11 protein-coding genes and 1 pseudogene are annotated in these 21,788 nt (G+C 58.8%); 2 read left to right on the top strand and 10 right to left on the bottom strand.

Annotated features, from left to right (window positions below; translation table 11 throughout):
- Positions 1–3: 3 nt before the first annotated feature.
- On the top strand, positions 4–1,779 hold the full coding sequence (locus HUU46_15510) for a hypothetical protein (protein NUM55052.1): 1,776 nt from the start codon (positions 4–6) through the stop codon (positions 1,777–1,779).
- Here HUU46_15510 and HUU46_15505 read toward each other — a convergent pair.
- From HUU46_15505 to HUU46_15460, 10 genes and pseudogenes are all read right to left on the bottom strand, one after another.
- Complete coding sequence (locus HUU46_15505) at positions 1,738–4,086, bottom strand: YfhO family protein (protein ID NUM55051.1); 2,349 nt, start codon at positions 4,084–4,086, stop codon at positions 1,738–1,740. The genes HUU46_15510 and HUU46_15505 overlap by 42 nt on opposite strands.
- Before the next feature lie 34 nt (positions 4,087–4,120).
- A complete protein-coding gene (locus HUU46_15500; GenBank protein ID NUM55050.1) occupies positions 4,121–6,046 on the bottom strand; it encodes a hypothetical protein in 1,926 nt (641 codons plus the stop codon).
- Positions 6,024–7,718 (bottom strand): hypothetical protein, encoded by a 1,695-nt coding sequence (locus HUU46_15495; protein NUM55049.1) that lies wholly within the window; start codon positions 7,716–7,718, stop codon positions 6,024–6,026. The genes HUU46_15500 and HUU46_15495 overlap by 23 nt, the downstream gene beginning before the upstream one ends.
- 141 nt (positions 7,719–7,859) lie before the next feature.
- The gene (locus tag HUU46_15490; GenBank protein ID NUM55048.1) at positions 7,860–9,530 is read right to left on the bottom strand and encodes a hypothetical protein; all 1,671 of its coding nucleotides are present in this window, start codon (positions 9,528–9,530) and stop codon (positions 7,860–7,862) included.
- Positions 9,531–9,571: 41 nt separating this feature from the next.
- Entirely contained in the window at positions 9,572–12,088 is a 2,517-nt protein-coding gene (locus HUU46_15485) for a response regulator (protein ID NUM55047.1), read from the bottom strand.
- 61 nt (positions 12,089–12,149) lie between these two features.
- Positions 12,150–13,061 (bottom strand): diacylglycerol kinase family lipid kinase, encoded by a 912-nt coding sequence (locus HUU46_15480; GenBank protein NUM55046.1) that lies wholly within the window; start codon positions 13,059–13,061, stop codon positions 12,150–12,152.
- Positions 13,062–13,127: 66 nt separating this feature from the next.
- On the bottom strand, positions 13,128–13,919 hold the full coding sequence (locus HUU46_15475) for an aldolase (protein NUM55045.1): 792 nt from the start codon (positions 13,917–13,919) through the stop codon (positions 13,128–13,130).
- A gap of 460 nt (positions 13,920–14,379) precedes the next feature.
- Positions 14,380–14,726 (bottom strand): annotated as a pseudogene (locus tag HUU46_15470) (ATP-binding protein).
- Between the two features lie 243 nt (positions 14,727–14,969).
- Entirely contained in the window at positions 14,970–17,003 is a 2,034-nt protein-coding gene (locus HUU46_15465; protein NUM55044.1) for a radical SAM protein, read from the bottom strand.
- A complete protein-coding gene (locus HUU46_15460; protein NUM55043.1) occupies positions 17,000–18,190 on the bottom strand; it encodes an NDP-sugar synthase in 1,191 nt (396 codons plus the stop codon). The genes HUU46_15465 and HUU46_15460 overlap by 4 nt, the downstream gene beginning before the upstream one ends.
- 1,194 nt (positions 18,191–19,384) lie before the next feature.
- Here HUU46_15460 and HUU46_15455 point away from each other — a divergent pair.
- Complete coding sequence (locus HUU46_15455; protein NUM55042.1) at positions 19,385–21,523, top strand: hypothetical protein; 2,139 nt, start codon at positions 19,385–19,387, stop codon at positions 21,521–21,523.
- Positions 21,524–21,788 lie beyond the last annotated feature (265 nt).

Genomic DNA, 21,788 nt, shown 5'->3' with positions numbered 1-21,788 from the left:
CATATGTCAGCGCATCATGAAACGCACAGGCCGCTGGAACGCCTGCCGCACCTTGCGCCCATCGCCGCCTGGGCGCGCGCATCGCTGCGGGGATATCACCTCGTCCTTGTTGCCGCGATTGCCGGCGCAGTCGTTGTCACGCTCAATCTCATCCTGGTCACGACCACTCGAGGGAACGACGATGCCGGGATTCTTTGGAACTACGCGCGAAACGTTGTCGACGGACACGGTCTGGTCTATAGGCCCGGCGAGTACGTCGAAGGGTACTCCAGCCTCGCATACGTGCTGCTGCTTGCCCTCGGGTTGTGGGCGGTTCGGAACGTGGGGGCGCTGCTCTCCGTTCACGTTGACCCGTCGGCGATCTACTGGATTTCGCTGGGCCTGAATTTCGCCGCGTGGATGGCGGTGATTGCGATTATTTTCAAATTCGTGAAGGAGGAACTAAACGAGACTGCCGCCGCCGTCATCGCGCTGTTGCTTGGAGTGTGCCCCGCAATCGCATTTTGGGTCGCCTCAGGCATGGACACGCCGTATGCGATGCTCTCGCAAGTCCTGATCTGGGTCGGCGTCGTGCGCCTCGAACGTCGCGCGGGCACGAAGGACGAACGCGGGGCGATGGTGTGGCTCGCCGCGGCAATGATCTTTTCACTCGTGACGCGCGCCGAGGGTTTCCTCTGGCCGGTGCTGGCGCTCGCTTGGCTGCTCTGGCGGCGCCCACGGCAGGCCGTCGTCCTGGGGGCGGTCTTCGGCGCCTTTGCGCTGTGCTTCATATCATGGCGGCTCTGGTACTACGGCTATCCGCTCCCGAACACATACTACGCCAAACTCACCGGCTCGTTGACCGAACGGCTCCACAGCGCATGGTACCTGCAGGCCCGCCAGGTCATATTCGACGCCGGCTTCTTGATAACGGTCGCAGCGGTAATTGCGGGAATAGTCGGGCGGCTCGATTCGATGATTCGTTTTACGCAGACCCGCGCACTCATCGCAACCGATTTCGAAATACTCGCCGCGCTCGCATGGATCGCATACTTTCAATACGTCGGCGGAGACGTCTACTTCGAACGGCCCATGCTCGTGCTCATTCCGCTCGGCCTCGTCATCGCGGCGCGCGTACTATTCCCGTCGCTGAAGTCGGCCGGCAGCGCGGCGCTGGCTGTGCTGGTCGCATTCGCCGTGATCGTCTATCCGCTCTGGGGCTACTACCGCCCGCGTGCCGAGAAGTTCCAGGGCGACGGCCTCGCAAAACTCGGCAGGCTGCTCGGTGAAACTTATCCTGACGCGACCGTCGCGCTGAACCTCGCGGGTAAACTCGCCTACTACTCGGAGTTGCCCTGCATCGACATGTTGGGACTGTGCGACGAACATGTGGGTCATTCCGAGCCGACAGGTCCGTTCAAGGTGGGCCACTCCAAACGCGGGTTCGGCTACGCGTTGTCGCGCAAACCGGAGCTCGTCGTCGTGTGCCCACAGCTCTACACGGGTGATGTGTGGAGCCTCATCATTGATGACGGATACACCATCGGACAAATGCACGACATCGGCTACGAACCAGTTCTCGCGTGCAGGTGGGAGAAGGGGCTGATCTTGCGGCGCGCATTCGAGAAGGAGTTATCCGAACTTACGGAAGAAGAGTTCAAATCTTTTGTCAATAAGAAGTTGATCGACCTGCTAGTCTTCTACAATCCCAACCCGACCGGCGAATTGCCCAAGAGTGACGATACAGACGGCAAAACGTCACGAGCGACGTCGGCGCAGGAAGTAGATCGCGGACCCTGAAGAAGCCACGAGCGCGATTGCGGACATCGATACTCCGGCAATGAGGCTGGACGGCACGTACCTGAACGCGACGACATGATCGCCTTTGGGCACGCATATGCCACGGAAACAGTAGTAAACGGGAAAGATCGGCGTATCGACGCCGTCCACCGTCGCGCGCCAGCCGGAGAAGTAATTCTCCGCAACAACCAGAACGGCGTCTTGCTCCGCGCGCACCTCGATGACGCTGTGCTCCGGGCGATGAACTGTGAGTGTTGCGGTTCCGGGAGATTCGGCCTGTCCACTGGGTAGCGCCGCAACGGGCGGCGACTCCGTGATTGCGGTGCTACTCGGGTCGAACTCCGGATCGAGCATGCGCTCGAAAAGTTGTTCGGAGTTGTGCGCTATCTCCAAAGTACCCACGAGCCGCGCGCGGGGCAACATGCGTACGTGCCGGTAGACGTCTATGCCGTCCAGCGTTGTTTCGAGTTCGATCTCTCCGCGGTCTGCGAGCTTGCCGATCGGGGCCAGTTCCGTATATTGGGGATCGTTGAGGTAGTAGTCCGTGCTCGATACGACATACATCTTGTCCCAAATCCTGCGCGCGAGCCGCTCTCTAAATCGTATGGGCCGCTCCGGGTACAAACCGTCGTACCCTTCCCACTCTTCGACATCAAAGTTTCCGGCCGCGCCCGGCGCTATTGCCGCCCCCAGCACGTCGACGCGGCACGGCTTCGCCTTCTCCTGCAGGTAGGAGATAAGCGGCGTTGCCTGCGGAAGCTCCGAGCGCCGCAAGGACGGGTTTAATCCGCGCACGGGCCACAATACGTCGGCGCAACTCGCGGCAATCAATATCGCCCACACGAATCCCCGCTGCCTTGTCAAGCAATGCGCCGCCAAAATCGATAGCGAGACCATCGCAATACATATCGCGGTGCCGATTTCTCGCATCACATACTCCCGGACTCCCGCCATCTGGATGAGCCGTTCGTTATACATCCAGATTCCCGCAAGCAGGGTGGCCGCGGGCACGAGAACGGTTAGTGTCATGGTCAATTCGCGCAATTTGCGCGGACGTTCAAACCATGTGTCTAATCCGATTAGGCCCAGTAGCGGTAATGCGAACAACGTGAAGTAGACGTGGTAAATCGTGCGCATGTGGGAAAAGCCGGGCAGATTCTGGGCCCATCCCAAGAGTGGCGCATCGACCGCCATCAGAACGGAAGCGGCAACTGCAATCAGCAGTGCGGACACCCGCGCCCGCGCGGCCGGGCCTGTCGCGTTTGCTCCGCGACGTAGGTTCGCGACAGCAATTGCGGCGCCGAGCCACGCAGCCATCCCCACATACTGTTGAATCGTCAGGTTGGCGTTATGCGTGTTCTTGTCCCAAAAAGTGCCTTCGGCATTCGTTCCGAAAAAGCGGGGTACCCAGAACGTCGATAAGGCGCTGAATGTGAGCGGCATATCGACGCGGTCCTCGACCGGCGCGCTTTGACGGAGATATTCAATGAACGGTAGGAGCTGCGATGCGTACGCGGTTGTCGCAAGCACCCATGCGCCGGCAAAGATCGCAATGGGACGCCAAGGCGCCAAGCCTCCGGCCCACGCAAATGCCAGTCGCAACGCGAAGTACAGCGTCACATACGCGCCGATCGCGAACGCCGTTTCGGGATGCCCCGCAAAAAGGAGCATCGTTCCGCCGAGCGCCAATGCAAAAAAACCCTTTCGGTAGCGGCGCTCGATTGCCCACTCCGTACCGAGAAATACGACCGGCGCCCAGACCAGCACGTCCGTGATGGGCCAATACGCCCATATATGCGCGAAACATCCGAACCCCCAGACGATCGAAAACCAGCGGGACGGCCAAACCCCGAAGTTCAGCGCTCGCGCGCAAACATACGCGACAAAGGCGGCGAGCCATAGCTTGCACACGATGAAGCATGATATCGCGGTATCGACGTCAAGGATCCGAAGCGCCAGGTGAGGAATATAGAATACGCGGCTTTGGCAGTTCGCAAGCAACGGAAGACCGCCCATCTCCAAATCGTTCCACAACGGCCATCGGCCTTCTCGAAGCGCCTCCTGTAGCCGAATGAAGTCCGGACGAAATGCCATCGCAGGGTCGTACATGAGCGAGTTCACCGGCTCCGTAAAGCCCGGCGGCCGGTGTTCGCTCCATGGCCGGATTTTGAAAAGCAGATCGGAAGGAGCGAGTACTTCACCCCGTACGAAGAAGCCGGAAAAATTAACGACTTGAATGAGCAGCAACACGAGGGCCCAAATAGCGCACTCCCGTGCGCGTAATGGGCTATTTCCCGCTCTGCTCATGCATCCACCTTGATGGTTCAATCGCTATTCGGCGCTAATCGGCCAACGGCCAAGATTCTACGTTCGCACACGGTACGAACCTTCTGCCGACGAAGAGCCCTACGACGAGTTCCGCGTCCGGCGGGACTCCTTTTCGATGCACATGCACGTTGTGTACGAACGATCGCGGAATGTCGATTGGCAACGTTTCCGCCTCGCGTACTTCGGCGATGGGTCTGCCGCGCACTTCCCACCGATACCCAACGGTCACCGGAATTGGCCGGTCATTCTCATTGCCCGGCGACACGCGAGACGGCATCGGGCTTGTCCCTTGATTGGTGAACGTGACTGGGACCGAATAGACGACCTCTAACGGTTTGAGATAGTCCTCGCGGGCGCCGCCGACGTAGCTTAAATCCGTGGGCTTCCTGGGGTGTTCGAGTTTCAAATTGAGCGCCGCTTTGCGAAGCGCTTCCAACGAGACTACCGAATTCACAGCATGCGGGCTAAAACGGTCCGCGGGCGGAATATCGAAATACCGTTCATTCATTCGATACCGGTACCGTTTGCGATAGATGTCCGCCTCGCCTTCCTTCCACGCATAGGGAGGAATAATCATGCACGCCATTTTCGGGCCGTCATACGAAGAGATAAGCAGCGAATCGTCCCAGAGTGTCAGGTCGTTCTCGCGTAGGAGAGGATTGGTCGAGAACTGGTCGTCGATCAGGTAGATGGGCGGGGCGTCGCCGGCGAGCGCGTCTCTCACGCGCGCGATGAACAATTGCCGCTCCCGCGAGAGTTTGAAGTCCATCGCGCTGCCGAACCCGGCCCAAACCAACGACACAAGACAGATCAACAACCGCATCCGATAAACGTTTCGTTGGCTCCCTGCCTCCTGCGGCAAGGGCCCACGATCGAATATTGGAATCATGAGAACGAAGTAAATGGATAGGAAGTACATCCATGTGTACCCGGAGAACTGCCAATTGCTGTGTTCATAGAGTGGAATCCAGGAGCAAAATGCGGCCAGCAGGACGAAAACCATTCCAACAGTGAGCGCGATGATGCCCCGGGCATTGGGGCCTCGCATTGCGGCGAACATGAACGCTGCCAGAAAAAGGGCAAGCGGCCAATGGGCTCGCAACAGGTAATTTGGCAGCAAGGGAAGGCTTTCCAGCAAGTGGCTAAGCATCAATGTCTTTATGAACGCTCCCGATTCGTATCCGGCGCCAACCGTAAATTTCGACGCTGCATACAGCGCGATCGGTATCAGCGTCACCACGAGTAATTGCCTGTCGAAACGCCGGCGCCTAAGCATTACGAACGCAATGCAGTACAGCGTCATCAGCGCCATAAGCGGATGGCCGAAACATGCCGTTAATCCGAAAAGTATCAGGAGCGCCTTCCGCAGGTTTCCCCGGCCGAATCGAAGTTCCGGCGGCGCGTCCGCAACCGAATACAGCAAGAGCATGTAGCCCATTGCATGCATCAGGTCGGCCTGGATGAAAATGTTGTTGTGTACCAGGTGCAGCAGAATGCTCGCAACGAACGCCACGCCAAGATCGATTCGGCGAAACGCGTACACCAGTAACAACCATATTCCGTAGTGAAAGAGCGCGAAATTGAATGAGTACGCCATGGCCGCGAACTGAGACGAGCCGCCGAAATGCACCACGATGAGCGGCAATACTTGTGGTGGGATTTGGACAGAAAGCCGGTCGAGCGCGCGGAAGGGGACGCCATCAAGCAACGGGCCGGTATTCAGGAAAACGGAAGTGTCGTATAGCACCCGATCCCGCCAGAAGACCACCGCGTGCGCGAGATACGCAAGGAAAAAAAGATGTCCAACCCACGCCATTGCCACGACACCGGATTGCGATCGGGCGGGCGCGGCGCCGTTACAGTCGCCGTTTTCGGGGGCGGAATATGTTGCGGCGCCGGTAGTTTTCGACGCCACCCTACCGAACCATTTCATCGTCATCTGACTTGTCTTCGAACGGCCCGCGCTCTTTCACCACCGCATCCTGAGTCTTTCGGTCTGATTCAGCCGTGGGCGACGTGTTCGATTCCCATACCCGGAATCCGGTCGATTCCAGCGCTACGAAATAGCGCTCCCGCAGTATCGCGTCAAGTTCCGGAAACTCCCGGCTGCAATCCCTTCCGTCGACAAAGTCCATTTCCATCTTTGTCTGAACGACGAAACGTGGCTCGGATTCCGACAGTTGCCTGATGAAATCCCCTTTGAGTTTCCGCACGAATGGGTTACTAACGTGGTGAAAGAAAACTTCTCCCCAGATTGTCTGCGTCGCCGGTTTCGCTTCGAGACGCAATAGCGCGTGAGTCGACCCGCAGAATGCCCACTCGATGGCTTGTGCGGTATCGTCTGGCTGCATCCGCTGCCGGAGCCAATTCGTAAGCCGCTCCGTCTGAAAGTAGGGGTCCATCTTGGCAGGGGTAAACTGAAGCAAACCAAAATTCACGTAGAAGATTCCTACGACGACGAATCCCGCTATCCCGTATGAACACAGCCTTACCCGCAGGGGCGTGTCCGTGCCCCAATTGCGCAGGCAGAACGCGATCCATATCACCGATAACAATCGGAATGGATAGTAGTGATGGTCGTAAAAGCGGGCGGCTATCGCGGGATACACAAAATACACCGCTCCAAGCGCAAGGAGGAGGTAACCGTACTTCTTCTCGTTCCCGGCCCCTGACGGGCTCGTCAGGAACAGCGCGATTCCTCCCGTCACGCCGATGGCCAGTTGAAAGTAGTCCCACGGATACTTGTCAAACACTCCGGCGAATCGGTATGTCAGCTTTTCGCCTTCGTCGAAAACGACATGCCCGCCGTTGATATCCGCGTGAAGCGGGAAGTACTGGGTGAGGACAGTCACGAATTCGGCGAGTACCCCGTAGTACGCGAGGTATGCGATCATCCACAGAATCGGCACGACACCGCCAACCACGCACCACAACCCAATCTTCACCGCCCGGAAGAGCCTGCCGCGGCAGTCCACGTTCGCGGTGTTCGCGGCATCGATCGCCAAGTAGGCGTATAAGACCAGCCCCCCCAGCATGAGGTGTGGCTTAATCGTCGCAAGCAAACCGGTGAAGAGCCCGGTCATGAACCAGCGCAGCCGCTCGCGCCTGCTAAACCATGTGCTTGCGGAAAGTATCGCAAGTTGCAGCGGGACCAGCGCCATGTAGTCTCGCTGCAAGTAAACGTGCGTGCCGAGCGTGATGTGCAGGATGCCGAACAACACGGTCCCCGCCCATACGACGCGAAGCCCGAACGGTTTCAGAATGCGCGCGAACAACACCAGTATCAGGGCCAGTATCAACGTGTCGGCAAGGCGCATACCGAGAATGCTGCTTCCGAAGAAATGGTATATCCAGCGGAAGATGACGTGTGTGCCCGGCATGTTGTACGTGAAGAAGTCCCGCACGGGCGCCATGCCAAGCTTGTCCATGAGGAACCCCGAATACATGAACAGGGGCGTATCGATCGTCGTTTCCCACCACATGGATTTCACGACGATGAGGACAAACAAGTACGTCAACGGAATGTGAAACGCCGCGGCGATAAGGAGTGTTTCCAAATCGATGGAGCGAAACGCGCGGGTCCCTCGTTGGCGTAGTGACTGAAACAGCATGCGGCCCTTCAACGGTTAGAGTGGGCAAATCCTAGCATGCCGCCGTCCGGGACCTTCAACTCGCGCGCTGCTCTCGCCGCGCGATACCGGTCCGTCTTGGAAAGGGCACGCCGATCGAATCCAATTGCGGGCGCCGTCCATTCAGGCAGGCGCCGCGTCGTCGTCGGACGTTGTTTCGAGCGACTCGTCGCGCAGCAGTCGGTCCTTTTCTGCCGTGGGGGAGGCGTTGGACTCCCAGATCACAAAGTCCTTGGTTTCAAGCGCCACGAAGTAGTTCTCCGCAAGGTACGCGTCAAACTCGGGGAACTTCTCGGTGCAATCGTCCCCGCGCACGTAATCGAATGCTGTCTTGCTCCGAATTACGAAACGGGGTCTGGACGACTTAAGCTGATCCATAAAGTCCTGCCTGAGCTCTTGAACAAACGGATGGCTTACGTGATGAAACAGCACCTCGCCCCACAAGGTATGCGTCGCCAACTTCGACTTCGTAAGCAGCAGCGCGTGCGAAATGCCGCCGTAGGCCCACTCGATCGGTTGTACGGTGTCCCCGGATTGGACGCGAGGCTGCAGCCATGCCGCGATGCGTTGCGTGCGGTAGTACCCGGTAGACCGCGAAGGCGGCTGCAACAGTTCGTTGTAGTTCACGTACAACATCCCCGCGACGACGTAAATCGATATGCCCAGCGAGAAGGCCCGTACGCGAAGCGGCGTGTCCGCACTCCAGCGGTACATACAAAACGCGGCCCACACCGTTGACAGGAGAAGAAATGGGTAGTAGTGGTGGTCGTAAAAACGCGCGCCAATCGCCGGGTAGAGTAAATATGCGATGCCCAGCGCCGCGAGCAGACTCCCGTATTTCTTCAGTTCCGGCGCAAGTGTGGGCGACGACAGGAACAGGGCAATTCCCGATCCCGCGCCCAATGCGAAGTGTACGTTGTCCCACGCTTTCGCGGCGAACAGGTGCGAGAGGAGATAGGGGATTTTGCCGCCCGGCTCGAATACCGTGTTGTCTCCGCTGATGTCCGCGTGCATCGGAAAATAGTCGATCAAGACCTTGATGAATTCGACGAGCTGCCCGTAGTAGGCCAGGTAGGCCGCCATCCACAGCACCGGCACGAGACCGCCCAACCAACACCAACCGGCGATTGCGATTGCGCGCCACGTCCAGTAGCGCTTGGCCGACGCACCGCCGTCGTTCGCGCGAAGCACCAAGTACGCGTACAACACCAGCCCGCCGATCATCAGGTGCGGTTTTACCAGCGCGAGCGCCCCAACGAAGAATCCGGTCGCCACCCAGCGCGCGCGCGGCCTGCGTCCGAACCACATCGTCGCGGACAGCACGGCGAGTTGCAGCGGAATGAGACCGATAAAATCGCGCTGTAGGTAGCAATGCATCCCGAGCGTCACGTGAACGATTCCAAAGAGCACGGCGCCCGCCCACGCGACCCTCCACCCGAACGGCCTCAACACGAGCGCGAAACATCCAAGCACGATCGCCAGCAGGGTTGTGTCGGCCAGACGCATTCCCAGCACGCCGCTTCCAAAAAAATGGTATAGCCAACGGAACAACACGTGCGTGCCCGGCATGTTGTACGTGAAGAAATCCCGCATCGGCGCCATGCCGTACTCGTCCATGAGAAACCCGGAGTACGTGAACATCGGCGTGTCCAGCAGCGTTTCCCACGACATCGATTTCCAAAGAATCGCAAGAAACAGGAGGGACATCGGGATGTGGACCGTCGCGACGAGTAGCAGCGATTCCAACCGGCCGCCCGGTGCTGCGCGTGGCTCTCGCGATTCGTTAAACGGCATCGGGCGTGTCCCCGGTCGATGTGATCGGATGGGCGTTACGGCTAGGCCCGTTGGTGAACGAGCACCGACTCGACCTCGGACAACAGTTGGCCAAGTTCGAACGGCTTTTGGAGGAACGAGCGCGCACCAAGGTCCATCGCCTCCTCGCGCATTTCCGCCGACCGGCTCCCCGTCATGACGATGACCGGCGTTGCCGGCGACTCGTCCCGCAGTTCGCGCAGGACCGCCAACCCATCGCGATTCGGCATCAGCAGATCGAGCAGCACGAGATCGACGCGATTTTGGCGCAGGAAGCGAATTGCCTCGTCGCCGTCCTTCACGGTCTCGGCAGTATAACCCTTCCGCGCGAGCGCCTGTTTCATTAAGTCGCGCATCACTTCGTCGTCGTCGACTATCAGTACGCGCGCGCCCCCGCCGCTCTCGCTTCGAGGCTTGGCCGTATCGACGGGAGCGAACGACACGATTCCCTGCGCGACCGTGGACGCGTCTCGTTCCACGGCCAGCACGGCGTGGATGGCCTCGAACTCGACCGTGAGAACGACGCCGTCGGCCGATGTCGATGCGCGGATCGACCCGCCGATCGCATCGACAATCGCGCGGCACGCTGCGAGCGAGAGCGCGAACTCCGTGGATGCGCTCTCACGCTCCGCCAACGGTTGGAAAAGGCCCTCGGCCTGCGATTGCGTCAGTGCCATACCCGTCACGCCTATTGTCACACAAACTGACGCGCGGTCCTCGCCGGGAGCGGTCGCCACGGTGATCGTTCGGCCCGTATGCCCCATGCGCTGCTCGATGAACGCGAACAGATTGGTGAACAGGTGGTTCAGCTCGCGCACGTCCGCGCGTATCCGCGGCAATCCTTCCGCAAAGCGTTCGTGTACTTGAATTGCGCGGCGTTCCAGGCGCGCGCGCGCAGCGTGGAGGAATTGACGCAGCGGCGCGTTGATCAGAATGAACTCGTTCGGCGCGTCGCCGCCGCCCGCCACGGCCCGCAGGTCCGACAGGACGCGCGCGGCGTTGCGCGCCTGCTTCGCCAGCTCCTCGACAAGCCCCTGCGTGCTCGGGTCGGCCGGCTGCGCCACAAGCTGGTGCGCCTGTGCGGTAACCGCGCTCAGCGGCGCGTGCAATGCCGCCATCACCGCGCGCGCGATATGGCGCTGCGGCACGGACGGCGCGGCGCCAGTGTCCTCGGACTCGTCAGAAGTCCCGCGCAACTCGTCGATCAAGCGGCGCAGTGTATCTATCCGCGCATCGTCGCGCGCTGCGTCGTCAATATGGCTGACAGCGCGCCCCAGTGCGGCCGCCCACTCGCGCACGTGTTCGCGCCACGCGTCCGCAGGCATGCCGCCGTGCGCGACCGCGACGTACCCCGCGTGCCGTCCCGCGGGCGTATAGACTGAAAGTATGTCTGGCGCGGCAGCGGCGTTGTTTGCGACGGGCCACACGTCTCCGGCAAGAAGACGTTGGATCGATCGCTCGGCCGGCGCGCCATCGACTTCCAACTGCAACGGCTCGAGCGCGCCGCTCCGCGTGTTCCAACGCGCGCCATATGCCGGCGCGCCGCATTCTGGCCACGCAACGACAAGCCCGGCGGGTATCGCCAGCGCGGACCGCAACCGGTCGGCGCACGTGATCAGCACTTCGTCCATCGCCATGGACGGCGTCGCCGCGCGCTCGAAGGCAACAAGCGCATCGAGGTGTTTCACCCGTTCGCGCAGCGCCGCCGCACTGGTCTCGTCGACGCGCCAATACAGGAGCAAGTGGTTTGAGAAACGCAGCAGCGCGGCGTGCAATTCCCGCGCCGGCGAGGGATCGAACGCAAACAACGACATACGCCGTTCCAGCGAACGCGCGGCGCGCTCGCGGACTGATTCGAGCGCTTCCGTGCCGGGTCCAGCGCGGCGAAAGGCCGCAGCCCTCGACGGCGTGATCGGTTCGTCCGAAAGGATTTCCAGCGCAACCGTCTTCGCGGCGCGCAAAATCTCGGCAATTGCCGGCGATTCGCCGTACGACGGCGAATACACGTCCTGGCCTTCGATGCTATCGATAAGCCACGCGGGAAACTTGTACCTCCGCGCAATCGCGCGCACATTCCCAGTTCGCTCGGGAGCAAACCGGTCCTCCGGTTGGACGGCGGCCGCGTTGTGCAGCAGCCCCGCCAGATACGCGGCGTCCGGTGAGACATCACCCCGATCCTGGGCGATGCATTCCGCGGCGATCGCGGTTGCAAGCGCCTTGCGCCACGCCTCTCGATCCTGGTCGGAGAACGAACCGTGATGGGTCGCGAGCGCATCGACCAACCCGGGGTACAACGCCGAATGCAGCCGCGCGGGCGGCAACTCCGCAATTCGCGCCGCGATGGAGGCGCCCATGGCCGCGGGTTCGGTCGCCCGCACGAGCATCGCGGTGAGTCCGGGATCGGAACCGATAACGAGCGCCAGCGTGGACGCGTCAAGCTCGCCGACCGAGAGCACGCGCAACGCCGCTTCGGCGGCGATGGGGGAGGGGCGCAGGTAGGGCGTCCAAGTAACGTTCAGATGACTGGTTACCGCGCTCATGGCTGGACGTCATAGACCCCTTGGTTCCGCAGCCGGAGTCTACGGCGCGCCCGGCGGAATGTCAATGCGAACGCGGCATGACAAACGGCAGCGCCGCGGGCAGGAGTTCAATTGCCGCCGGGAGTTGGCCCGGCTGTTCGCCATCGAGATTGAGCAACACCCGCTCGTCGGACTGCGCCGTCACGCGCGTCCCCGTGAACCGGCGCACGAGGTGCGGGTAGCGCAGGTACGTGCCGAGATAAAACGTGTGCAAATAGCGCAGGGCTGTCAACAGGCGGATATCGCCCAGCACATATACCTCGAACTGGCCGTCGTCCATCCGCGCGTCGCGCGCGACATGAATCCCGCCGCCGTAGTACTGCCCGTTCGCGACGATGACGTTGATCGTGCGCGTCTCGAACAGTTCGCCGTCGATCTGAATCGAGACCATCGGGTTCTTGAACGTCACAAGCGTGCGCAGGACCGCCCACAGAAACGTAACGAACGGCCCGAACCGCTTGGTTTGGCCGTTCACGCGCTCGGCGACGGCGCCGCCAATTCCGAAGTCCGCCACATTCAGGAAATAACGGACCGAGGTGCCGCCGTGCGGCAGCGTCAACGTGACGCGGCCGATATCGATCTTCGATATCACGCGCGCGGAAAGCATCGCCAGCGCATCGTTGAACTTGCGCACGCCCATCCCGCGCGCAAGGTCGGAACCGGTGCCGTGCGGAAAGATCGCCATCGCCGCGGCGGGATTGATCGGAAGGTTGCCCTCGAAAAATCCATTCACGACTTCGCAATGCGTGCCGTCGCCGCCCACGCTGATGATCAGGTCGTGCCCGTCCTGCAACGCCCTGCGCGTGAGGTCAACGGCGTGCCCCGGGCGCTTCGTGCTGAACGTCACGAACTCGCCCAGGACCCCGCGCAACCGTCCCTCGATCTCCGTCCAACGCTTGCCCGTCCGCCCATTGGCGGAACTGGGGTTCATCACGACGGCTATTTTCGATGCATGCGGCATACAACAGCAGGATAATGCGTGCGCCCATGCGAATTCTTGTCAGTGGACGCGCGCCGGTTCGGGTGTGATGCGGTCATGAATCACCCGCTTGAACGCTTCGAGCGCCGCCACCGGGTCCGGCGCGCCCCAGACGTTTCGACCGATCGTCGCGCCGCGTGCGCCCGCCTCGACCGCGCCGTCCATAAGCCGCAACGCGTCGAGCAACGTGTTCGCCTTGGGCCCGCCCGCCGCCACGACCGGCACCGGCGACGTCGCGACGATCGCGCGAAATGATTCGACATCGCCGGTGTACGGCACCTTGATTACGTCCGCGCCCAACTCGACGCCGCACCGCACCGCCCAAAAGATATTCTCCGGATCGTGGACCACCCTGGGTTCGCCCGAAAAATCGCGGGGGTAGATGTGCGCGATGACCGGCAAATCGAACTCCGCCGCTTCCTCGACAATTGTCGCGAGCTTCTTCAGATAATCGCCCTCGCGCGGACTGCGCAACGCAATCGCCGCGGATATCGCGTCCGCGCCAAGCCGCACGCACTCGTGCGGCCGCGCCATCTGGTGCATGATCGTGTCGTCCACCGTAAACGCAATCGACGTAATAATCAGCGGAATGCTGCCCGCGTACGGCGGCCACGCGTTTTGCGCCATGCCCTTGTACATCGTGATCGCGTCGGGTTTGCCCTTCACAAGCGCCGCGATGGTTTCCGGCACGTTCCGCAAGCCCTCCGGCAACCCCTGCTGGTACGCCACCAAATGATCCACCGCCACCGAACACAACCGGCCCGACGGATGCCCAAAAATGCGGTTCAACCGAATCTGCTTGCCAAGTCCCATTAAATGATTCCCTTCCATATACATTTCGCCACCACCGACAGAATCGGCGAAGTTACTTGTTCTGTACTACTCACATTCGATTTTGTGAATTCTTGTCGCAATTTTCCGGCACTGATCTGTGGCATCCGTGAAATCTGTGGTTCAAATCTCTTTGTGTTCTTTCGTGGCTGGTTTGGTTGCGGCTACGCCGCGTTGTGAAATCTGAAATCTTAAATCTGAGATCGATTTGGGAACTCCGCGCCGTTCTCGAAACCCGATAGCCGTCTTGTCCTCCGAAGCTCAACGAGCGAAGGAGGATGCCCAATTCCCACTCTGTTGAACCCTATTCCTCGAACCCCTCGGCCATCGCCAACACCGTCAAAATTACCGCCGATGATAGTTGAACCGTCCTGCCGGGATCATGCGGCTGCCGGCGCCCTTCCTGTTCACCCGTGTCGTTTGGGTCAAACCTACCGATCCTCTATGTCGCGAGCGGTTTGATATCGGTTAGAAGCCTGGACAACGCTACCGCGCGAATGTTTTTCGCCAGCGGAAACGTCGTGTCCCCCGCGTGGATAACATCCAGCCGCTTGAGTTTCAGGTCCGCGAGCGCGTGCCGCATCGACGGCGTAACCCGAAGCGCAGTCGTGCGCTTGATCTCGAAGCCGAGCCGCGCGCGGCCGCGGACCACGAGCAAATCGAGTTCCGCTCCGGCGTGCGTTGACCAGAAAAAAATTCGGACCGGTCCGCGCGCAAGGCCAACCGGACCTGCTCGATTGCAAACCCTTCCCATGACGCGCCGATCGTACCTTGAAATTTCGATGTGATGAATCGAAATTTCAAGGTAAGGAATTCGGAGAGTTGTTTGGATGAAGTGGACAGTATGCTTCTCGCCATAGAACCCCGAATTACGCAATCGCCGAAAGGCAACCGTGCAGAGAAGGAAATCCGGGAAGGATGGGACGCAATCTTGCATTCAATGTCCGGACTTGCGATCCAAAATAACCCAAAATAACCCAAAATAACGATGTGAGTTACATACATCCCGGGCAATGGGTCAAGAATTTGGCGTCATAACCACACAGGTCCCGCTCTATTCCCTAACCGTCTCGAAAGCGAAGCAAGCGCGTCGGCACTACCACTAGCGGAAACCTGTGTGCACATTTCATACATCTCCGACATCCATACATTATGATTACAATGACGTGTGCACGTACCACAAGGCCGGAACTTCTCGCTGCTCGGTGAAACTACTCTAAGTTCTTTTCTAAGCGCCTCGTATGCGTTGCCGCGCCAGATATTCTCGAATGAGTTGCGATTTATATTTCCAAGAGCATGCTGCGCGCGCCTGCGTCTAATGTCGTCCCCGTATCCCTTATTGTCTTCAAACAGAAAGCAACAAGGGTAGACATCGCCTGAGGGATCTACTAAGGCAAACAAATATGGTGTAAAGCATCGCGTCTTTCGTCGCGAATAAAGCCCCTCTGTGGGCCTCCCTTTTATAAGGTCTGGCAATTCCGTTTGATAGCCCAAGAACCAGCGCAGGTATGGAATATTTGCTGCGGTCGTAAAGTCAGGGTTGGCGAACACTTCTTCGTACAGCCATTTTAGTTGATCCTCCGTGCACAGAAACCCATTTTCGCCGTGCGCAAACTTAAACGTCAAGCATTTGTCACCGCCGGGAATGCCGGAATCGCGTGCCCACCGTATCATGTCAGGAACGTCCGACGCATTCGCTCGCTGAATCGTGTAACAAATCGCAAGCTGGCAGTTCTTGTTGGTTCCAACTCTCGCCTTCAAGCGAAAGATCGTGTTCTGGACGTCATCATACGAGTCCCTGCTCGTACTGATAGATCTGCGTATCCTTCCGTAAACTTCTCGACAGCTTCCGTCTACCGAAAGCCTTAACCAGCGCGCATATTGAAGAATACAATCAATGCAATCATCGCTCAGACCGACACCGTTACTAATAACGCCAACCAGTAAACCTTCTGTGTAAGCGTGAAGGAGGAGTTGAGAGAAGTCATGGTGTTTGGTGGGTTCTCCGCCCGAAAACGTTACAGTTCTTACGCCGAATGCACCCAACTGTGACAGCAAATCCTTTGCAGTATCCAAACGAATGTCCTGGTTCGTTGACGCGGAACCTTCGAAGCGGTAACAATGACTGCAAGCTGTAGTGCATTTGTTCGTCAACTCAAGTTGAACACTCAGTGGGGGGGGTGCTTGGTTGCCCAGGCGGATGGCCTCGAAAATCGGGGGTATTGCGGGTACCATTCGCGTAAGCCCGTTTTGGCGGACTGGTTCGCTCTGTGGGTGGGAGTCAATGTACTTCTGGAGTTCCTCGGCTACAACCTCTATCCCATTCTGGTCAATGACTTGGTTCTTAGCCTGGTAGCTTAACTCGTGATCGAGTTTAGAGCGGTCCGCTGCAGGCGTGAACATTTGTTGATAGAATTCGCGTAAACTATTACAGAAGTCAACTTCAACCTTGTCTTCACTATGTTTCCTTTCGTAGTACTGGATGAACTTGCGTTCCTTTCCAAAACTGAAATCGTAGGTTAGGTGCATTGTCTTGCCTTGATTTTTCGGGACGTGAATCACAACACTACTTTGCACCACGACTGTTGAGCGGTAAACAAGCATCGATCCTGTGCATGCCGTACGTTCGCATTCCCTGCGAAGTTCGGTTAGGTTTAGTTCGACGTCCTTTAGGTCCTTTGATAGCTCCCAATGAGCGTCATTTATGCCGAGTGATCGTAGGTCAACGTTTGAATGAGCACCAATACCTGAAAGAGCGCCGCGATCGAGAATGAGCATTTTGATTACAGCGCCCTTTGCAAGGGCGTGAACGAACAGCCGATAATTATGACGAAGCAGCCCGTGATTCGTCCGTCCGACAATTAGCAACTCGTCGCCCGGCATTAGGGCCTTAAACGTCCTTTCCAGTAGTCTTTGTGCGTGCTTGTCACTTCGCACGTAAGTACCTTTTAGCCCCGCTCTCCCAGCTAGCCAAATGAGATAAGCCGCGCTCCATATCCACTTACACAACTCGACAGGAGGATGGAAAACTAAGGCGAACACGGCGGCCCAAATCATATGACTCATCGATATTCTCCTTCATAAAAGAGTCCATGTTGCGCATCCTCGGGCAGGATGAAGGTTCCTCCCCCTATGCGTGACCACGCACCTACGGCAGTTCCAGGAGAAACGTTCGCGTCCGGGCTCACGACGCAGTGTTCGGCGAGTATTGAGCCATCGACAATGGCCCTGGCGCCAACTAACACACCCTCTAGAACCACCGAGTTTCTTACTTGAGAAAGTGGACCAATGTGGGTACCTTCCCCAATGATCGAATTCTCGACCATTGCAGATTCTTCTATCTCCACGCCTTCCGCGACGAACACGGGGGGAACTAAGCGCGCAGTTGGATGAACAACCGCTCCGTGATGAATTTGGACTCCAGCCGTTCCAAATGCAGCATCGCGTGCAAGATTGATCTTCCCCTCGAGGACTGCGAGTTGGGCCGTGCAATAGTGCGAAAGTGTGCCAATGTCGATACGGTGGCCTGGCAGAATGTCGAAACCGTAAACGGGCATAGATCGTTCGATAAGCCACGGTATGAGATCAAATCCGAAATCCAGCGTGTCGAAACGCGGCACTTCGCGGAAAACAGTCGGTTCGAGAACATATACCGCCGCGCTAGCGACTGGGTTCGTGAATTCCAATGGGATTCTGTGAAGGTGTGGCTTTTCCTCAAAACGAGTTACTCGGTCGTCAGACCGCAATTGCATCACTCCGAAATTCGTTCGTGGTTGGTCGTTGGGATCCCCTTCGAACAAGAACCGATCAAGCCGCGGTCTATGGTATGCAATTGTAAACTTCGAGCGCTTTGCCCGGTGAAAGTCGATCAACGCGGAAAAATCCATTCGGAGCAAGCTGTCGCCGTAAATAACAACTACCGTGTGATCCGTGAGAGACTCGTACACTCGAATGAGGGACAAGACAGTACCGGCCGTGCCGTGCCACTTGGCTGGAGGCGCGTACGACAGACTCATTCCATAGTCTTCTCCCTCTTGAAAATGGCGCTGGATGTCTCCATTCAAACCTCGGTCTGTCACCACAACATCCGTCAAGCTGGCAGCGCGAAGTTGGGCAAGCAGATAGCTTAGTAAGGGTTGCCCCAAGAAGGGAAGCATTGATTTTGACCGAAGCAGAGAGATCGGCCGCATTCGCGTGGCCTGCCCACCCGACAATATGACGCACATAGGTTGATTCTGATCGCGTTTACTCATATAGCACTAGTGGTTTATGGCACCTTAATTTGATAATTTTCCTATCTTTTATCTTCATCCCAGAAGTCAAAAAACAATCGTGATCGTCGAATCTCCCTCATTGTTAAGAGGCACGATCCACGTGTCGCAGCTACAAAACGTTGTCTCATGCCTCAGCCCTTGTCTAATACCTTACAATAATGGGAGATCTGAAGCGAGAGATTTCTTGAAACATGTGCAAGCGCGCGGCTTGCTGATGCTCACCGCGCCGAATTCGCCCTTCACGCACCATCCTGCGCTACACAAACCGCTGAGCCAAGACAGTTCTGCTGAAGCACACCCCCACTCCCGAAGTGCTCCCTCGACAGGCACACGACACCGGACGTCTGGCTCCAGTCACTTCCCTCCTGGTTCCCGATTCCCAACCCTCGACCCTCCGCTACACCCTAAACCCTTTCCACCCCAAACACTGCAACACCCCGGGCCTCCTTTATAGGAGGAATCTCAGTCATGCAACTACAAACCACCACCCTCGGCACCCCCTGCGCACGCTCCTGGTCAGAAACCTGGATCGCCGCCATCGACGCAAAAGAATCCGAACTCAACCACCGCATCTGCGGTGCCCGGCTCCCCGACGCCACCCCCTGCACCAACACCTCGGACCACCCCACGGGCCGTTGCAAATACCACGGAGGTTGCGACCTCATCGGCGCTCCCAAAGGTAACCGCAACGCCGTCGTTCATGGCCTCTACTCCCGACGCTTGAGAACCTGCACGCCGCGCTGTCCCTACTGGCAATCCTGTCCCTGCGCCTCGCCCGAGATCGCCTCCATGCCGCCGGGAAAAGCGCCCACCTGTCCTTACCAACTCATGGAGTACAACACAGTCGTCACCGACGCATTGGCCATCGCCGAAACTCAGCCTCATCCGAATCCCATGGGAATCCACGCCGCTCATAACGTCGCAATGCTCCAAGTCCTCGTCAACACCGCCGCCGCACACCTCAACAACACCCCCCTGACAGGGGGAGGGGTGTCACAAGATCCGGGCACAAGTTCCCGCGAAGCCCCCAGCTTCGCTAACCCCAACGCCACCTTGGCGTTCATTCGCCTCATGCGAGAGTTCCGGGCCAACTTACGCGTCCTCCACTGTCCCCTCAGCACCCCTTTGTTTCACCAAAAAAACAATTTCGCACCCCCGTCGCCCGAAGGCATCATGCGCCACACCAAACGAACGCAGCACGACATGGAAATCGACCCCGATTCCCTCGTGGATTCCCAGATCGGGCCGCAGGCCAATCGCCCTCATGCGCAAGCCTACCTGCAACAGGCCATCCTTGCCGGGTCCCAAGGCCGTGACGTAGACATGGCCGAGGCCTTTGACAACGTCATCCAACTCGACGAGCCCCTCGCCGAGGCCGAACGCGACCATGTCCTCGCATCCTACCGCCCGGCCAAACAAAGCGTTTCCAAAGAACTCGCCGCCCACATACTCGGCAATCTCCACCTGCCGCCATTACCCGAAGACGAAAAAGGAGAAGCCCCCGATTCCCCCGACCCCTGGACCGATAACCCCCTTGGCGGATACAAAAACGGACCCAAGGACTACCTCGAACGCTTTCTTGCCGGCGGAATCCCACCCGAAGCCTTCCCGCTCAACACCCCCATCCGCGCCTACGCCGAAAGCGTCTTCAAGAATCCACCCCTCGGCGCCGCGCACGCCCCGACCACGCACGAACCCTCCACCAAGGAGTCCCAACAAATGCCGCACGTTCTAAACCAAACTCGTCCAAACACCTCACAACCCAATAGGTCCACCACGTCCACCATGTCCACCCGATCGCACCTGTCCATTTCGTCCATCACGTCCATATCGTCCACTCCGTCCATCAAGTCTGCCTTGCATTCACGAAACCCGAGTCCCTCCACACCCCACGCGCGATTCCTCAGCCCGCGAGCCGACTTCGCCCAGTTTTTCTTCCGCAATCGCCGCGGACAAGCCTGGGTCCCTCGTCCATACCAATACGACTCGCTCAATTCGATCGCGCCGCGCAAAGTGCACTGCGATGGACGCGATGTCGGCAAGACGTCGGAGATCGAGATTGTCGCGGCGTGGGCGTCGGTGGCGATGCCGAATCGGGAGATGCTGATCGCGACGCAGTGCGAGAACCATTTGTTTCCGCTGATGGACCGCGTCGTGCGCGTGTTTGAGCGAAGCCCCGCGTTCAAGGGGACGCTGGTCGATGTGAAACGCACGCCGTCGTGGTGTCTGCGGTTTGCGAACGGGTTTGTGTTGTGGGGGCGCATCGCGGGGCCGCACGGGATGAATTTCCAGGGGCTGCACGTGGATTGGCAAATCGTCGACGAAGCGCAGGAGATGACGGACGCGGCGTGGGAGGAAATGTTTCAGGCGTTGAACGCCGGGGGCATGCGTTGGGTGTATGGCGTGCCGAACGGGTTGCGCAACACGTTTCACCGGATGACGACAGACCGGAACGCGGAGCAGTACAACTGGCCGTCGCGGTTGAACCCGGAGTTTTCGGCGGAGAAAGACGCGGAACTGGCGCTGTTGTACGGCGGGTGCGAATCGCCTGGGTATATTCATCGCGTGTTGGGTCAACACGGTTCGCCGGCGTACGCGGTCTTCGATCTCAATGCGTATCTCGCGTGCGTGGACGACGCGCTCGAGTATTTCGAGGTGTCGCTCGGCGAGCACGACCCCTTCGAGGCGCCCACGGGCGTGCCGAAGGGGATCTATTACCTCGGGTGCGACCTGGGCTACGTGCGCGATCCGTCCGAGTTTGTGGTGTACCGGAACGCGCCGCCCGATCTCGTGAACGTTGCGCGCATCAACTTGCACGGCGTCAATTACCATCGGCAGCAGCGCATCGTCGAAGAGTTGGACCGCGCGTATCGTTTCCGCGCGATCGGTATCGACGCGGGCAACAACGGCAGCGCGGTGGCGCACAACCTCAAGAACATCGATGTGGAATGGCACGACAAAGTCATGGCGTTCGAGTTTGGCGGCGTGATGGACGTGGGCGAATTTCCCGACGGTACGCCGGACCGGCGTCCGACCAAGCTGTTCATGACGGAGTTGCTGCAACGCCGGATGGCGGACCGGACGATCGTGTTCCCGCAACTCGCCGATCGCGAAACGCAATATGCCGGGCACACGTATTCGGGCGGAATACGAAACCAGATCGTCTTCGAGAAAGGCGACGATCACATCATCGACGCGGACCGCTGCGCGCTGCTGGCGCATTATCTCGATACGCAGGAGCTCGGCAGGTCCGAGACCGTCCGATATTATCCGTCGTGCCAGGTCGCGACGTTTTCGACGGAAAATTGGTAGCACTGGAAAGGAGCACGGGCGTCTCGCCCGTGAGTGGCAGTTTGTACTCAAATTCACAGGCGGGACGCCGGCATTCAGACTCACGGGCGGGACGCTGGCGCTCAGACTCACGGGCGGGACGCCCGTGCTCCTTTCTACGTTTCCTCGTTACGAAATTGCTATTTCGGTAATTCTTTAGCCGAGTGAAGCATTTATGGAAACTGCCGATAAACATAATGCTTGGATTCAGTCGAGGGACGGAGGTTTTGGTGACCCAGCAGACGGA

This window comes from Candidatus Hydrogenedentota bacterium (assembly GCA_013359265.1).
GTDB lineage: Bacteria > Hydrogenedentota > Hydrogenedentia > Hydrogenedentales > SLHB01 > JABWCD01.
Note: the sequence above shows the minus strand (reverse complement) of the source record. Positions and strands in the feature narration are given on the sequence as shown.

Excerpts from the sequence above, each read along its gene's own strand:
- HUU46_15510 (NUM55052.1), top strand. The coding sequence starts at position 4 with ATGTCAGCGCATCATGAAACGCACAGGCCGCTGGAACGCCTGCCGCAC.
- HUU46_15505 (NUM55051.1), bottom strand. The coding sequence starts at position 4,086 with ATGAGCAGAGCGGGAAATAGCCCATTACGCGCACGGGAGTGCGCTATT.
- HUU46_15500 (NUM55050.1), bottom strand. The coding sequence starts at position 6,046 with ATGACGATGAAATGGTTCGGTAGGGTGGCGTCGAAAACTACCGGCGCC.
- HUU46_15495 (NUM55049.1), bottom strand. The coding sequence starts at position 7,718 with ATGCTGTTTCAGTCACTACGCCAACGAGGGACCCGCGCGTTTCGCTCC.
- HUU46_15490 (NUM55048.1), bottom strand. The coding sequence starts at position 9,530 with ATGCCGTTTAACGAATCGCGAGAGCCACGCGCAGCACCGGGCGGCCGG.
- HUU46_15485 (NUM55047.1), bottom strand. The coding sequence starts at position 12,088 with ATGAGCGCGGTAACCAGTCATCTGAACGTTACTTGGACGCCCTACCTG.
- HUU46_15475 (NUM55045.1), bottom strand. The coding sequence starts at position 13,919 with ATGGGACTTGGCAAGCAGATTCGGTTGAACCGCATTTTTGGGCATCCG.
- HUU46_15465 (NUM55044.1), bottom strand. The coding sequence starts at position 17,003 with ATGAGTCATATGATTTGGGCCGCCGTGTTCGCCTTAGTTTTCCATCCT.
- HUU46_15460 (NUM55043.1), bottom strand. The coding sequence starts at position 18,190 with ATGAGTAAACGCGATCAGAATCAACCTATGTGCGTCATATTGTCGGGT.
- HUU46_15455 (NUM55042.1), top strand. The coding sequence starts at position 19,385 with ATGCGCCACACCAAACGAACGCAGCACGACATGGAAATCGACCCCGAT.